This window comes from Clostridium sp. N3C (assembly GCF_900095445.1).
Taxonomy (GTDB): domain Bacteria; phylum Bacillota; class Clostridia; order Clostridiales; family Clostridiaceae; genus Clostridium_AU.
This window is the reverse complement of sequence record NZ_FMJL01000020.1, coordinates 16,856-32,584: the sequence shown is the minus strand read 5'-3', so window position 1 is coordinate 32,584 and position 15,729 is coordinate 16,856. Positions and strand designations below refer to the sequence as shown.

General features: G+C 32.5%; 13 protein-coding genes. 1 reads left to right on the top strand and 12 read right to left on the bottom strand.

Going from position 1 to position 15,729, the window contains the following annotated elements; genetic code table 11:
* The first annotated feature begins 138 nt into the window (after nucleotides 1-138).
* Nucleotides 139-1,272: an MGDG synthase family glycosyltransferase gene (locus tag N3C_RS07620; RefSeq protein WP_074365450.1), complete on the top strand. Its 1,134-nt coding sequence runs from the start codon at nucleotides 139-141 to the stop codon at nucleotides 1,270-1,272.
* On the opposite strand, the gene spoIIR is transcribed toward N3C_RS07620, so the two are convergent.
* From spoIIR to N3C_RS07565, 12 genes are all read right to left on the bottom strand, one after another.
* The gene (spoIIR, locus tag N3C_RS07615) at nucleotides 1,269-1,919 is read right to left on the bottom strand and encodes a stage II sporulation protein R (RefSeq protein ID WP_074365449.1); all 651 of its coding nucleotides are present in this window, start codon (nucleotides 1,917-1,919) and stop codon (nucleotides 1,269-1,271) included. The genes N3C_RS07620 and spoIIR overlap by 4 nt on opposite strands.
* A 73-nt stretch (nucleotides 1,920-1,992) precedes the next feature.
* The gene (locus N3C_RS14720) at nucleotides 1,993-3,168 is read right to left on the bottom strand and encodes a Ger(x)C family spore germination protein (RefSeq protein ID WP_083604471.1); all 1,176 of its coding nucleotides are present in this window, start codon (nucleotides 3,166-3,168) and stop codon (nucleotides 1,993-1,995) included.
* Complete coding sequence (locus tag N3C_RS14715) at nucleotides 3,165-4,268, bottom strand: GerAB/ArcD/ProY family transporter (RefSeq protein ID WP_178377793.1); 1,104 nt, start codon at nucleotides 4,266-4,268, stop codon at nucleotides 3,165-3,167. Before N3C_RS14715 ends, N3C_RS14720 begins: the two co-directional genes overlap by 4 nt.
* A 21-nt stretch (nucleotides 4,269-4,289) precedes the next feature.
* On the bottom strand, nucleotides 4,290-5,750 hold the full coding sequence (locus tag N3C_RS07605; protein ID WP_074365448.1) for a spore germination protein: 1,461 nt from the start codon (nucleotides 5,748-5,750) through the stop codon (nucleotides 4,290-4,292).
* Nucleotides 5,751-5,763: 13 nt separating this feature from the next.
* Nucleotides 5,764-5,952 carry a CLC_0170 family protein gene (locus N3C_RS15510; protein WP_074365447.1) on the bottom strand — a complete coding sequence of 63 codons (189 nt, stop codon included), beginning with the start codon at nucleotides 5,950-5,952 and terminating at the stop codon, nucleotides 5,764-5,766.
* A gap of 255 nt (nucleotides 5,953-6,207) precedes the next feature.
* Complete coding sequence (gene ispE / locus N3C_RS07595; protein WP_074365446.1) at nucleotides 6,208-7,050, bottom strand: 4-(cytidine 5'-diphospho)-2-C-methyl-D-erythritol kinase; 843 nt, start codon at nucleotides 7,048-7,050, stop codon at nucleotides 6,208-6,210.
* An 84-nt stretch (nucleotides 7,051-7,134) separates the two neighbouring features.
* A complete protein-coding gene (gene cphA, locus N3C_RS07590; protein WP_074365445.1) occupies nucleotides 7,135-9,756 on the bottom strand; it encodes a cyanophycin synthetase in 2,622 nt (873 codons plus the stop codon).
* A 51-nt stretch (nucleotides 9,757-9,807) separates the two neighbouring features.
* Nucleotides 9,808-10,617 (bottom strand): cyanophycinase, encoded by an 810-nt coding sequence (locus N3C_RS07585; RefSeq protein ID WP_074365444.1) that lies wholly within the window; start codon nucleotides 10,615-10,617, stop codon nucleotides 9,808-9,810.
* A 174-nt stretch (nucleotides 10,618-10,791) separates the two neighbouring features.
* Nucleotides 10,792-12,348, bottom strand: coding sequence for a DUF3794 and LysM peptidoglycan-binding domain-containing protein (locus N3C_RS07580; protein WP_074365443.1), 1,557 nt, complete (start codon nucleotides 12,346-12,348; stop codon nucleotides 10,792-10,794).
* Between the two features lie 375 nt (nucleotides 12,349-12,723).
* On the bottom strand, nucleotides 12,724-12,960 hold the full coding sequence (locus tag N3C_RS07575) for a Veg family protein (protein ID WP_074365442.1): 237 nt from the start codon (nucleotides 12,958-12,960) through the stop codon (nucleotides 12,724-12,726).
* Nucleotides 12,961-13,633: 673 nt separating this feature from the next.
* Nucleotides 13,634-14,509 carry a sporulation peptidase YabG gene (gene yabG / locus N3C_RS07570; RefSeq protein WP_074365441.1) on the bottom strand — a complete coding sequence of 292 codons (876 nt, stop codon included), beginning with the start codon at nucleotides 14,507-14,509 and terminating at the stop codon, nucleotides 13,634-13,636.
* Nucleotides 14,510-14,722: 213 nt separating this feature from the next.
* Nucleotides 14,723-15,727, bottom strand: coding sequence for a CotS family spore coat protein (locus tag N3C_RS07565; protein ID WP_074365440.1), 1,005 nt, complete (start codon nucleotides 15,725-15,727; stop codon nucleotides 14,723-14,725).
* Nucleotides 15,728-15,729 lie beyond the last annotated feature (2 nt).

The following is a 15,729-nucleotide window of genomic DNA, read 5'->3' as shown; positions in this document are numbered from 1 at the left end:
AAAAGAATCTCACATTCAACATAAATATCAATAATTTTGTTTATTACTAGTTAAATTTTATGTATAATATAGATTAAGGTTTGAAATTAGAATCCTATATAAGGATTTACAGCTAAGATTGTTTAAAGGATGAAACATATGCGTACACTAATACTTTCAATTTCTGCTGGCGGTGGGCATGTAAATGCTTCCGAAGCCATGGAATGCTATATAAAATTAGAGAACCCAAATAATGAAGTTAAGGTAGTGGATACGATAAAATACATAAACCCCTTACTAGACAAAGTGGTTATTGGTAGTTATCTTAAGAGCTTAAAACTATCACCATCACTGTTTGGTAAGTTATACGATTTTGCTGAAACAGGAGAAAGTATTGCAACTTTTAGTAATAAGTTAATTGAAATGATTATACATAAACTTATCCCTCTTATAGATGATTTTTCCCCAGACATAATAATTGCCACTCACGCTTTTACAACGGAAATGGTATCCATATTAAAAGCTAAAGGCATGATAAATATACCGGCTTTGTCAATCCTAACGGATTATGCTCCGCATAGTTTTTGGATTCATCCAAACATTGATGCTTATGTTGTATCCACCTCAGCTATGGTGGATGAAATGATTAAAAGAGGTGTAGACAAAAGCATCCTATATCCTTTAGGAATACCGGTAAAACCTAATTTTTTAAAAAAATATCCTAGAGAGAATACTTTGAAAACACTAAACTTGAATCCTGATAAAAAAACAGTATTGCTCATGGGGGGTAGTTTAGGATTAGGTAAGTTATGTCTTTTATACGAAGAGCTTCAGAAAGTAGATTTAGATATTCAAATTATCGCAATAACAGGCAATAACAAAAAACTATTCAATCAATTAACAGAACTAAGTAGTAATTCCGTTAAAGATACAAGAATTATAGGATATACTACCGAAGTAAACAAATATATGCAAGCCTGTGATTTACTTATAACAAAACCTGGAGGCCTTACCATTACAGAGGCATTGGTAAGTGGTGTCCCTCTAGCGGTATTTTCAGCCATACCTGGTCAAGAGCAAAAAAACGCCGAGTTTTTGCTCGATAATAATCTAGCAGTTTCCTTAGGCGAAGGTAAAAACTGCCACAGAACCATTAATAGCTTATTATGTAATTCAGAAAAACTAGAAAACATGCGAAACAACTGTTTAATATTCGCTAAGCCTAATAGTGGATACGATATAAAAAACTTAATGCACAAGCTATTAAAGGCAAATATAAGTAAAAGCGACTAAAGTCGCTTTTTTAATTTATTATATATTTCTACAATTTTAAATTTAAATTGTATATTTTCGCTATCATTTTCTACATATTCTAATTCTTCTTCACTTAATACCTCTTTCATTTGCTCTATAGTTTTTTCTTCAGCAACTTCACCTTTTGTAATATCTATAAAGCATAGTGGAGGAAACATAACACACCACCAATTTTGGCCACCAGCGTTGCCTATTAAAATTCTATAAGCTTCATAATTACCTTGAGGTAAGGTTATAGGTCCATAGGTCTTTACCGGAAAGTTTTCCTTGGACAGCTCACTCTTAACCTCATAGCTGTAGCCATTTTCTCTAATTACCTTTTCTGCTATAGCTTTTACTTTATTATCATTGTCTCTTAACAGCTGCCTAGATTCCTCTATGGTTGTACACTTTTCCAACTCTGGAGCCAAATATTTTAGCACTTCATCTTTAACCTTCAATTTTAAATTCTGATCTTCTTCACTATCACTGTTTGCTATAACGTGAAAGCGAATTAATTTACTACTAATAGAATTTAACATTTCCTTATCTTTTTCTCGAGTTGATAAAAACATAGCATAAACCCCTTCATTCACTGCAACCCCAATAAATATTAAAAGAAAAACTACTAGCATGAATCTTTTCATGTATATTTCCCCCTTTTTTTGTATTCACACTAGTAATATTTCCCATATTTTATATATAATATACATTTTCTTTTTATTTTCTTGTACCAATTCTTCTAATTTTGGTATCAACATTGACATTAATTACAGCATCCTTAAAGGCTTTTTCCCAATTGTCTTCCATCTTTTCCCAAGTAATAGGCATAAATTTTCTTACATGCTCTCTAACCCCAAAGATATCTACTGCATATTCACGTTGAACTCTTCTTGCTACCTTTTCACCTTCTTCACTTAAGGAATTGTTGAAATAATTTTGAATTTCTTCAAGTGTATAATCATTAAAAAGCTCCTTATCCACCTTATACTCCTTTATTCTACCTTCTATATCAATATTTATATTGAATACTAACTTTCCATTATCTTCAACAACCTTAATCTTTCTTTTTAAGTTATCTATTTCTAAATCTATTGGCACTTGATCCTTGTATATAACCTTTTTACCAGTTATCAGTTTTCCTCTTAACATTTCTACTACCGTGGTATCTTGAGGCGATAAGCGACCTATAAACTTATATCCTTTAATAATAGCTATACCGTCTATTAACATTTCATTTTTATCTTTATCAATTTTGATTGCTGGTATTATAGCATTGCCATTTTCAGTCAATAATATGATAAATTCATTTAAGTTCACTGGTAAAATAGAGGCATTTCGTTTACTGCTCTCCATTAAACCTGTTAGATATGTTCCTAAGGTATTTTCCATTTCTATTTTAAAGTTAAAGAACTCTTCCACATCCCCTTCTGTCATCGCCACATACATGGTTCTATTTATTTGAGGACTTCGTGATAAAAAATCCACTATTTCCTTCACATTGTCCGGATACTGAAGCAGTTCATTACTTATGAGCAGCAAATCTGTATGGCCTAGGTTTAGAACCCTGCTACTCTTTGATACTGCATTTGATAAAGCATCCTCCATAGAATAAGAAGGTGTCTTTACATATTTATCAGAAGATATTTCTGGATTTTGAGAAGTGTATTTACTTATGTCCGGAAAGGCAAAGGTTACATTTAATCTTTCTAAATTTCTTTCTCCAAAGGGTTCACCTGCTTTAACATCTTTTAAAGCTTCTTCGTCTTTAATGTCTTTTCCTACGTCCACTCCAATTACAGAAACGAAGGCATTTCTATCTATCTCCACCTTATCCCAACAACCTGTTAAAAAAATACACATACAGGATAAAAGCAAGACCATTTTTTTCTTCATCGTTCCTCCCCCCTTGTACTATAATTTTTGCTTTTACCAAACATTATTAATAATAAGGGTATAATTAGCAAATTAATTATGTAGTTAAAAGGGGCTATTATATTAATTGTACTGTATAGCTGAGTAAGATTAGTTGGTAACAAAGCTATTATATAAACAAAAGGTGCAATAATTAAGGCAGAAAGTCGTATATCTCTTAAAGGTAATGCATCACTTAATATATAGGCTGAAAAAGTATAGCCATTGGAGAATGTTGTAAAGAAATAGATAATCCACAAAGACATCACTACTCCATCCCATCTCTCCACAAAAGCTCCTGGAATCTCAATGCTTCTAATCAAATCTATAGCAGGCCACAAAAGCTGCTTAGTTTGAGAGGTTGTCAATACGGCTATGCTTGTAATTGATACTACTATGTAAAAAAAAGTAATAAAAATCATACTGTATCTAATACCTTTAATTGCACTTTTCTTATTTCTTAGCATTGGTAACATCATATAAACAACTTCTGCTCCAGTAAAGGCAAAGGAAGCCACTGGCAAGGCATATATATAAGACTTCACTTCCTGTCTAAAGGCAGGAAGTATGTTAGTGTAATCTGCCTGTTTAAAGGTAAATAGCACTATAATTACAGCAGGAATAAACATTATCCATAATGTAATTTCATTAAACTTTACATTGGTACTTACTCCACCACGAACTATATAGACTCCAGTTAATATAGTAACAACCAAAAGAAACTCCGTAGGGGTTTTAGTCAGCAAATACATCTTTACTACTTCTATAAAAGCTCTTAAGCCAAGGGACACAGAAAAAAGAGTTGGGAGACACATAATTATAAGTATAAGCCCTCCAAGCATGCTTCCAAATCTAGCTTTAATAACATCTGTTACACTTTGAAATCCATTAACTTTTACAGCCCTTACTAATAATTTAAGGAGAATTAGGTTTATTCCCCCCGCAACTATGGTTACTAGCCACACATCCCCTTCTACCATAGATGCTATTTCCCTTGGATATGAGAATATACCAATACCTACTACTGTTACAATAATAGTGGCTATAAACCCATAGGATGTTATAAAATTATCCTTTTCCATTGTCATTCCTCCACACTCATATTACTTTTGTCTTATCTTATCTTGAGGATTAATGTATGCTGGTCTTTTCCTGAAAAATCTTAAGGGTGCTCTTATAAATGTGTCTTTCATATCACTGCTTCTAGTATTAACTATAGGTGCCATATAGGGCACACCAAAGCTCTCTAATTTTGCTAAATGAATTAAAAAAACTATCAGCATTAGCACAATTCCGTAAAAACCTATGATAGCTGCTGCAATAATTAAAGTTACCCTAATTATCCTCTGGGAAGATATTACTTCATAATGTGGCGTTATAAAAGTAGTTAAGGATGTTATAGATACAATAATTATCATAGCAGGACTAACTATTCCAGCACTTACCGCTGCCTGACCAATTATCAAGCCTCCTACTATTCCTATAGTAGCCCCAAGTCCATTGGGCAATCGTAACACCGCCTCTACTAGTAAGGCCATGCTAAGCTCCATTATCAAGGTCTCAATAAAAGCAGGAAAAGGTACACCCTCCCTTGAGGCAGCCATAGCATAAACTAATCTTGTTGGTAATATAGATGTATGGAAAGAGGTAACAGACACATATACACCAGGCAAAACAAGTGATAGCAATATGGCTATAGTTCTAAGCAATCTAATACTAGATGCATATAACCATCTCTGGTTATAATCATCTGGCGATTGAAACAGAGCGCTCAAAGTAGCGGGAACTATAAGACAAAACGGACTATTATCAACAACCAAGGCTACTCTACCCTCCAGTAAGGCTGCCGCTACTACATCTGGTCTTTCCGTAGCTTGTATCTGTGGAAATATGGACCATTTACTTCCTTCTAAAAGCTGTTCTATATAGGCACTATCTAAAATTGCATCTATATTAATCTTATCTAACTTTTCTTTAACCTGAGCTAACACATCATGATTTACAATATCTTCAACGTACATAATAGCTATATCTGTCTTTGATCTAACACCTACAGTTGTACTTTCTACCTTTAATCTAGTATCTCTTATTCTTCTTCTGATAAGAGCAGTATTGGCTCTCAAAGATTCAACTAGGGCATCTTTAGGACCTCTTAAAACACTTTCACTAGAAGGTTCAGAAATACCTCTGGAAGGCCAGAATTTAGTAGCAATGATATAGGCTATATCAATCCCATCGATCATAAAGATAGTTTCTCCTGATAGTAAGGCTTTAATAGCAGAATCCAGCTTCTTTTCTTCCTTAATATCAGTGACTGTTATCAAAGTATCTTTTATGTCTTCAATACTTTGAACTCGATCTCCAAAAATCATTAATGTTTCCATAACAAAATCATTAAGTAATTTATTATCCGCTAGCCCCTCTACATATATGAGAGCAGCTTCCCAAGGTCCAACATAAAATCGTCTAAATACTACATCTGTATTATTCTCAAATAGTTCTTTTAAATATGTAAAGTTATCCTCCAAATCAACATAGATGTTTTTTCTGAGTAACTCCTTCAAAAATGTCACCCCTTTACCTTAATTTATTGCACAAATACAAAAGTAAGGCTAATCCTATATATAGCCCCCCAATAAATCTTGCTTTTTTAGCCTTCTTGACCCTATTTTTCTTCATAAACTCCTTGCTATCATAGAAAATAACCTGTAAGCTAAGTATTATAACTAAAGCAAGAAAGTACTCATTAAACAACCTTAAAATCATGGCTACACAACCTTTCTACCTATAACACTTCGCCATATTAACAAATCTGTTTCATTTTATTTTTTTCTTTAAGGGATTAAAATATTCATGTTTGAAATAGAAGTGAAGATATAGTTAAGCAGATGTCAATAGTAGGATAAGGGATATTAAAGTTATAGATTCAATAAGCTTTTTTATTTGTATTAGATTTGAGTCTAAATAAAAAAATTCAGCCATCGGCTGAATTTTTTTACTCATAATTAGTTGTATTAACTTTTATATTGTACGGGTTATAAAAACTTCCGAATATCTTTCCTTCATTCTTTCAAAGCACTTTTGGGCTTTTAGCATATCATTAAAAAAAGCAAATATAGTAGGTCCACTGCCACTCATCAAGGCATTTATAGCTCCTTGTCTGATCATATCTTTCTTAATTTCCCTCAATGTATAATGCTTTCTCAATGTAACATTTTCCAAAACATTTTTCATTAAGGCAGCGGTTTCTTCTAAGTCATTTCTTTCCATAGCACTTATAATATCTGTGGTTCTAGGATGAAGGTTAATTTTATTAATATCCAAGGCACCATAAACTTCTTTTGTTGAAACACCAAAGTTGGGTTTAACCACTACTAAAATATGATTTTTGAAGGGTTTTAGTGGCTTAACTACTTCTCCAATTCCTGTGCACAAGGCTGTACCTCCAACAAAACAATATGGTACATCTGCACCAATCTGAAGACCTAATTTAATTAATTCTTCATCAGAAACCTCAACTTCATATAGATCCCTCATAGCCTTTAAAACCGCGGCAGCATTGGAGCTACCTCCTGCTAAACCTGCTGCCACAGGTATGTTCTTTCTGATATTAATGTATACTCCTCCTTTTATTCCATAGGTATCAATAAAAAGCTTTGCTGCCTTATAAGCTAAATTTCTTTCATCTGTAGGAACATATGGGATATTACATTTAACTTCTATTCCAGAATCACGCTTTGTGATATCTATCAAATCGTATAGTTCTATATTTTGCATAATCATTTCTAACAAATGATATCCATTATCCTGCTTGCCAACTACATCCAAAGATATATTAATCTTTGCATAAGCCTTAACTAACATAATTTACCTCCACGCAACAAAATCATAATTATATAAATACATTATGATTTAGATTGCAGGAAATGTAAAGAACAAAAGTTACTATTAGGTTGCAACCTTTTCCAACACATAGTTTTCCATTCGACTTTTTACAATCTCTAATAAAGGCTCATATTTTTCAAAAAATACCATAATAATATCCCCTGCCGCTGAATTGTCTATAGCTTCAACAAGTGCTTCTTTTTCATTATCTAATATTTTCACATTGCTTTCATCTATCCTTCCTGATTCCATAACCCCTTTTTTTAGTAGTTCTGCTACTTCTCTTTCTCTTCTTCCTCTTTTATCATCATCTTCTTTTATATATATATAGTCAAAGCATTGGCCAGAGATTCTTCCTATCTCAACTATATCACTATCTAGTCTATCTCCAGGTACTCCAATTATACCAACCAGTCTTTTATTCTTTATTTCTTGTAAGACCTCCGTTACAGCCCTATACCCCTCTTTATTGTGTCCATAATCTAAAATAACAGTAGTTCCCTTCACATTAAAGATATTGAATCTTCCTGGATTGCCAAACTCATCTCCAAAAAAGCTGTTAAGTCCCTTGCTAATTATTTTATATGGTACTTCTATAGAAACCAAAGCTGCTACTGCTGCAAGACTATTTTCCACATTAAATTTAAGCTTACCCATCAAGGTTATTGGTATGTCTTCAACCTTTATTACTTTTTCAACAATATGCTTTTGCTCCACGTAGATATAGTTATCCTTTAAATATACAGCTATACCACCACTAGTAACAGCCTTATTTAAAAGAGGATTGCCACTATCTTTAGAAAAGACCACAAGTTTACTTTTGATTCTATCTAACAAGCTCTTAGATACTTTATCATCCCCATTAATGACAGCATAGCCTTCATCCTTCACCGCCTCTACCACAAGCGCTTTTACATGTGCTAAGCTTTCCAAATCATTAACTCCATCCAAGCCTAAGTGATCTTCTGTTATATTAGTAATTACTCCTACATCTGCCATATCATAAGCCAGACCCTTTCTTATTATTCCACCTCTAGCTGTTTCTAAGACTGCTACTTCCACTTCCTTATTTAAGAGGATAGAAAGAGCACTATCATAACCGGTAGTATCCCCTTTTTCAATACATTCATTGTTTATATATATACCACCAGTGGTTGTCATTCCTACCTTATAGCCGGCACATTGCAAAACATGACCAATCAATCTTGTAGTGGTAGTTTTACCGTTAGTTCCAGTCACTGATATTATGGGTATAGATGCTTTTTTATCAGGAAACATCATATCTACTATAGCTTTAGCAACTTCTCGTTTTTTACCCTCATAAGGAAAGTAATGCATCCTTATACCTGGTGCAGAATTCACCTCTACTATAGCTCCTTGTTCCTTTATAGACTTTCCTATATCTAAACAACATAAATCTATGCCGCAAATATTTAATCCTAAAGCTGCGGCTGCTCTTATGCAGATTGATTTATTTTCTTCACATATTTCATCGGTACAGTCAATAGCCATACCTCCTGTTGAAATATTAGCATTCCCTCTTAAGGAAAGCTTCTTGCCCTCTTCCAATACACTTTCAAGCTTATAGCCTGCTTCCTTCAAATGAGAAATCAAAGCTTCATCTATTTTTATCTTAGTCATAGGCTTTTCATGATCATCCCCTCTTCTGGGGTCATTGTTTAATTCATATATTAGCTCCCGTATTGATTTATGACCATCTCCAATAATATAGGGTGGTATTCTTAGTGCTGCCGCTACTACTTTTCCACCTACTACACAAACTCTATAGTCCTTTCCCTCTATATACTCTTCAATAACTATGTCCTTATAGTTTTCAATCAAAGAATTATAGGCCTTTATTAGTTCTAAGCGATTTTTTATATTAACTATTACACCTTTACCTTGATTTCCAAATTGAGGCTTTATCACTACTGGATATCCAATTTTTTCTGCATAATATAATAAATCAACAGTTCCCTTTACCTTATAACCTATAGCTACCGGTAAATTATGCATAGCTAATATTTCCTTTGTAGCTAACTTATCACAGGAAATATCTACACCTACAGCACTAGTATCACTACATATAGTAGCCTCAATCATTTTGCCGTACTTTCCATTTCCTAATTGATATAGTCCTGTATCACCTATTTTTATTACAGGGATACCCCTTCTCTTTGCTTCTAAGCAAATAGCCTCAGTACTAGGCCCTAAATATTCTTTATTAAGAGTATTTTTAATATCCATTATTCGCCTATCAAAATCTATATTATCAATCTTTCCTATTAGCATATTTATAATATCTATGGCAAGATAAGCACACTTAAGAGCTGTTTTTTCATACTCATACTGAAAAATAATATAATATAGATCACCCTCTATTTCTCTAGCCTTACCAAAGGATATATCTATACCACTTAAATTATGTAAAGCTATGATAATATGCTCACAAATGTGTGCTAAATAAGTACCTTCTTTAAGCCTCGTAACAAATCCACCTTCTTCGTATATCCCACATCTATGGTTATGTAAGTCCGGTAACATTTGTAATAGTCTTTCATTAAAATTTTCTATGTCCTTGCTAGGAGTTTCGCGATAACCTTCTAAATCTACATCTAACCTTATACACTTTCTATGAGAATAAACATTTCTTCCATTAAATACCTGTAATTTTAAGAGTTTCATTTGTTTTATTTTCCTCCTTGATTTATCAAGCCAAAACATTAAAGTATAATATTATTCCTCTGCAAATGGTTTTCTTAAATTTATATCATATCTATCTCCGGATTTTAACACATGTACTTTTAAATCAAATATAGATAATATCTCGTTAGGATATTGTTCAGATACATTGCTCCTGCTTATGGTACTTCCATCTATAACATAAACAGCACCAGAACCTATTACCTTAAAAATACCTTGGCTGTTTACTTCAATAGCTGTATCTTCATCAATGCCAATACCTAAGCTTTGTGGATTTTCTGCTACTCCCACCAGTAACCTACCTATTCTACCTCTTTGAGCAAAATGTTGGTCAATGATTACCCCTTTTACCAAGCCAAGACCCGGTGCCATTTTTAAAGTACACTTTTTAGGAGATTCATCATCTAGTCCATTAACTATCATATTCTCGCTCATAACAGAGGCTCCTGCTGAGGTCCCTACAAACACACAACCTTCTTCATATCTTTCAAGAAAGCAATTATACAAAGGGGTGCCCCCCAACATGCTAGTTATTCTTAATTGATCTCCTCCAGTAAAAAATACTAAAGCTGCTTTCCTTACCATTTCTATATTTTCCTTAGCACAAGCATCCTCTCTGGAAGATACATTTAATATATTAACTTTACTGACTCCCAAACCTTCAAATATTGCCCTATACTGAGCTCCTACTTCTACGGGACACTCTGTAGCCACTGTAGCTATAACCAACTGATCATCTTCTTTATTAATCTTTGAACAAACTTCTTTTAATATTTCTTTTTCTCCTTTTTTATCCTCCGCTCCTCCAATTATTATTAGAGTTCCTTCTACTTTCTCTTCCAAAAGGATCACCACCTCTCATAGGTATCTTTTATTTTATCCAATAGCTATTTGCTTATTCAAAAAATATCAAAGTACCTAGTTAATGCATTACACAAATTATTATTAGTAATTTTTCAAAAAATATAAAAGGTGTCCCTATATTTTAAGACACCTTTATTAGAATATAACTATCTATTATACAATAGCTCTTCCTGGTATAATCAGCTTGTCGTTTGGATAAATCAAATCTGGATTTTCTATGTTATTAACTCTAACAATTTCATCTATAGTAGTGTAATATCGTTTTGCAATCTTCCATAAAGTATCTCCCGGTTGAACTACATAAATAGTTACACTAGCCTTCTTTAATGGTACTTCCTCATCAGCTACAGCAATATCTACAAGGAAATCTTTTTCTATAGAATAATTAACTCTAGCCTCAACATTTACAACGGCCTTTACTGCTATTGTATTAGCTTCAACAGAAGCTTCTAAACTTTCCAAATTAGCTTTAGCTGTAGATTCCATATCTATTTTTGAACCTTCTATATCTACAGTACAGCTAAAGGGTAATTCTTCAGTTATAGTGCTAAACTCTTCCTCTTCTGAATTAGTTGAGAATAAAATATTTACTTTAACGATACCATCTATAACTACTTTATCTTCTACAATTTTTTTATCTGTAACCATAACATGGCCCTGGCTCAAAACAATAGTTGCTGGACTATTATCTACTTCAATATTTTCTTTAACAATAGTTTCTGCATGATTAGCTCCTTGAAGTACATTTAAATTATAAGTTTTTCTTATCATATCCATAACTACCTTTGGTGAATAAGCATCTTCAATCATGTCTATTTCTTCTTTGTATTGCACCTTAATAACCGCATTAGCTATAGCCTCAATATCCACAATCCTATCTTCACCTAGGTCATCTTCTTTTATATCATAATCCAAAGATTCCACTTTAAAATCAACAAAGGCTACCATAGAAGGCAAAACAGATTCTAATTCAAGCTCTTTGCTTATAAACACATCATCTTCAAGACATACTAAAGTCTTTTCCTCCTTGCCTCTATAAAGCAACTTTGCATTAGCAAAGGCAGAAACTTGAATTCTACCTTCACTTAATTTAATCTCTTTTTTATGAAGGCTTACATCACACTTTAGAACCTTTCCAATCTGTGGTTTATCCATAGGTACTCTGATCTGAGTCTTGATAACCAAATCTGTAAAGCTATTATCTAGCACCTTATCTACCACCGTTGGATATTTTAGCATTTGCACATCCTCATCTTTATCCATGGATTTTACCACTTCAAAATTGTAATTTTTGTAAACGGATGACTTTATTTTGATTATACCGCTAATTCCAACCTTTCTTTCATTAATTAAGGTAGAATCCATATGTTCAACATAGCATTCTGCCTCACAGAACATTTTATGTTCTGCGTTGGGTATGTCAACATAATTTGAAAAGTTATCTGTGTAGTTTACATTATAAACTCCCAAACCTTCTTCTTCCTTAGCTAAATAAATAACATTATAAAGCACCTGTCCCTCAACATATACCTTATCCTGCATAGTTTCTTTTGAAGTTATGGAAGGTTTTACATCAACCATAAGTATTCTTACTACGTCAGGATGAGTATCGGGAATTAAATACTCTCCCTTAATGACAGTATCGGAAAAGTTTTCCCCTAGTAACTGCTCATATTCTATATTTTCTTTAATTAGCTCTAATGCAGCCATACTATACCTCCTATAATACCTACTAAAGTATGTATACAAAGGAAGTATAGAAATTATTCCTAAATCCCCAAAGAAAATTACTATTGACAAACGACAGATTTTGACGTATTATTATAAATGGTTATTGACCATATAACCTCTCATAAATTCTCAATACCCTTTTATACCATAGTTGAAAGATGGATACCCACCATCTTTCTTTTTTAGTACAAGCATACATTTATTGTATTATTTTTCTACCAAAATTTAATTTAATATAAAAGGCCCTTCTAATTTTGTCTGTTTTTATCGTTAATTAAAAATATAAATTTCTTTGTTAAAACATTAAAAAAATAATCCTTGGATCTCTTCCAAGGATTATATTATGCTTATGTATTATCCTGCATAAACTAATTGTACTGTTTTTGTTAATACATCTGAGTAACTATAAGTCACAGTCCTACGGGTGTCATTATCAAGCCTTATTACAAATATGCTAGGGTAGGTCTTTTCTATTATACCTTTGTTTACAAGCACCTTTCTTCTCCCACCATTTGCTTTTAATGTAACACTTTCTCCAACATGGCCCTCAATATCCTTCTTGATAGCCGCTAGTCTGTTTTTCATTTCCATAAAAAAACACCCTCTTTCCACAATTGTTCCAACGAAAGCATAATTGCTAAATTGGTAACCCTTGTTTTTTTATAAATAACTGCCTTTATATAGATATAGATATAGATAAATTGATAAAAGGCAAGCTATTAATATTATAAATACCTTAATGTGAAAATACCTGCGTTGTTACTGTGTTTATCAAATTGACATCAAGCTACAACTACATTATACTCGAAAACCGGTTTTCTGTCAAATAAACATATTATAATATCATGCTGTAAACGTTTTTGTCAATGTTAAATTTATATTAACAGTAACTAAATACGCAATAAACGTTTATATTATTCCACTTTACGTATTAATTATTCTTTTTTTCATTGATTTTAAAAATATAATTTCTCTGAAAATATATACGTAAGTTAATACTTAAAGTTACTTACTTATATATAATTCGACGTAAAACCCAACTTATACCATAAAACCCCACTTCTAACTAATCAATAAATAGTACTATAAGCTAAACTTCTACATTTTAGTTGTTTGTTTGACATTATTATGATAATGCTATATTATTCTAGCAACTAAAATCATTCTTTATAGTAAATTTTATAAAAAATTAAATCCCCCGAAATAAATCTAGTTTTCTATTCCCTAGATGATTATTTCAGAGGGATTTAGTAATTAAAAAGTTCTAAGCATAAGGAGATTTGGGATATCCTTCTCTATATTTACCTCTGGTCTGTAACCCTCCAACACCCTTTATTCCGGTAATAGTATTTTCAAGCACCTCATGAATAGGTACTATTTTTTCTATGTTGGTATAAGCAATTTTTTCACAAATAAAAACCGGATCAAGACAGTGAATTAATACTCTGCTAGGAGAACTAGCAAAGTTTGCTCCTGAATCTAAAATCTTTTCATAGCAGGATTGGCAGGCACCTGCAAATATAACTAATTCATCGTAGCTAGATTGGTACTCCCTTAGAGCCGTGACTGCATCTACAAAATATTTGGAATTTCTATAACTATCTAAAGAAGCGTAGTCCTTACTCTTTTTTAAAATTGCATCATGACCGGTTAAAACTACAATATCCGGCTTCAACTCTTTTACCATTTTTACAATTTCTAAAGGCTGTTTTTTCTCCTCTACCAAACGTCCTACCGCATCTATTCCTAGCTGCTGATATACTTTAAGACAGGTATTTAGATACTCTGAATCTCCATCTACATGAAGAATTCTTCCTGGTCTCCCAAAGGTCAGCTCCTTTTGACGAATGCTTTTACTGGACTTACCCATTCTTAAATTTTCAGATCTATAATAATTATTCCTCTCTGACAGCACCTTTTTTATAGCTTTATTTACCCTTTTATTGAAGACTTCATCCTTTACACTAGTATGATTATCTTTAACCGGCTCCAAATCTTCTTCTGGAGAGTCTGCTATAAGTCTTAAATTTCGACCTTTTATAACATATTGTCTACCTTTCTCTGTTTCATTAACACCAATTATTTTAAAGGTAATATCTTTACCATAGGACTTTCTAACTACAGTATCCCCTACTTCCATTCCTTCCACTCCATTAATAACTTTCATTATATAATATGACTAACTTGCTAATAGGTGAAAAATAAGCTATTCTTTTAAAAACTTCGCTAAGATGGTTTCAAAATTAATGCCTAAAATTAGGATTCTAAGTAAAAAGTCAAAAAGCTTATTCTTAGACATGGTAAGAATAAGCTTTTTGACTTAAATATAAAAGTTTAGATCTTATGATCCACATTACTCCTTCTGATTGTATTCTTTCTTAAAATCTTCGATAAATTTTAAGTAAGCAGTTTGTTCTTCCACTAACTCTTCTATCTTCTTATTAAAGGTGTTTTGTCCCCAGTTAACTTCATTGTAGTAATATCTATTAGACAAGCGCCAGAATCTTTGAGGGAATACCAGGAAAGCAAACAAGACTCTATATTCCTCATTCCTTATAGGACTTACACTATTATAGGCGTCTATAATCAAGTTGCAATACTTAATATCCCACTGTACCCTTTTCAAAACCTTTATCAAGAAATTAGATAGATCATATATCCTTACTTCTCGTTTACAATAATCAAAGTCAATAACATTTACTTCATTATTATCATCAATTATTATATTATGATAAGTATAATCATGATGGCAGAAATTCTTTTCCTCTTCCGCTATAGCGCAAAGTTCTGTATATTTAGAATCATTTAAGATAGCCATTGCCCTTTTACCCAAGTCCTTATAAAATTGAACCTCTTTTATGTAGGTAAGGTCAAAGGCTGTCTTCATACCTCTTTTCCTAGCCATGTCCCTCATTTTATCAAAGGATTTAATCCTTTTCTCCATTAAATGAGGCCATCTACCTAAGTCTGTTTTTAACTTACTATTTTCAGGAGGTTCATATCCTCTTGAAGATAGATGAAGCATTGCAAGACTTTTTGCTGCTAATATCAAATCTTCTTCGCTTTGGAAATTACACTCTCTACCGTCTATCCATCTTGAGAGTGTATAAATATCTTCGTTAACCAGGGCATATGGAGCACCTTCAGTGTTTAGATAATATCTATCTACATTTTTAAAGCCATTATTAATTAAATGTTCTTTTGCAGCATATACGAATAAAAGTTTTTGGATTCCATAATTAATTTTCTTTAAGCATCTGACACCCTTGTCTGTCTTTAAATAATACACACCCTTATTAGGTTTTATACTTTCAATTTTAATGCCAAACTGCCTTTCAATCTCAAATTCTCTCATCATCG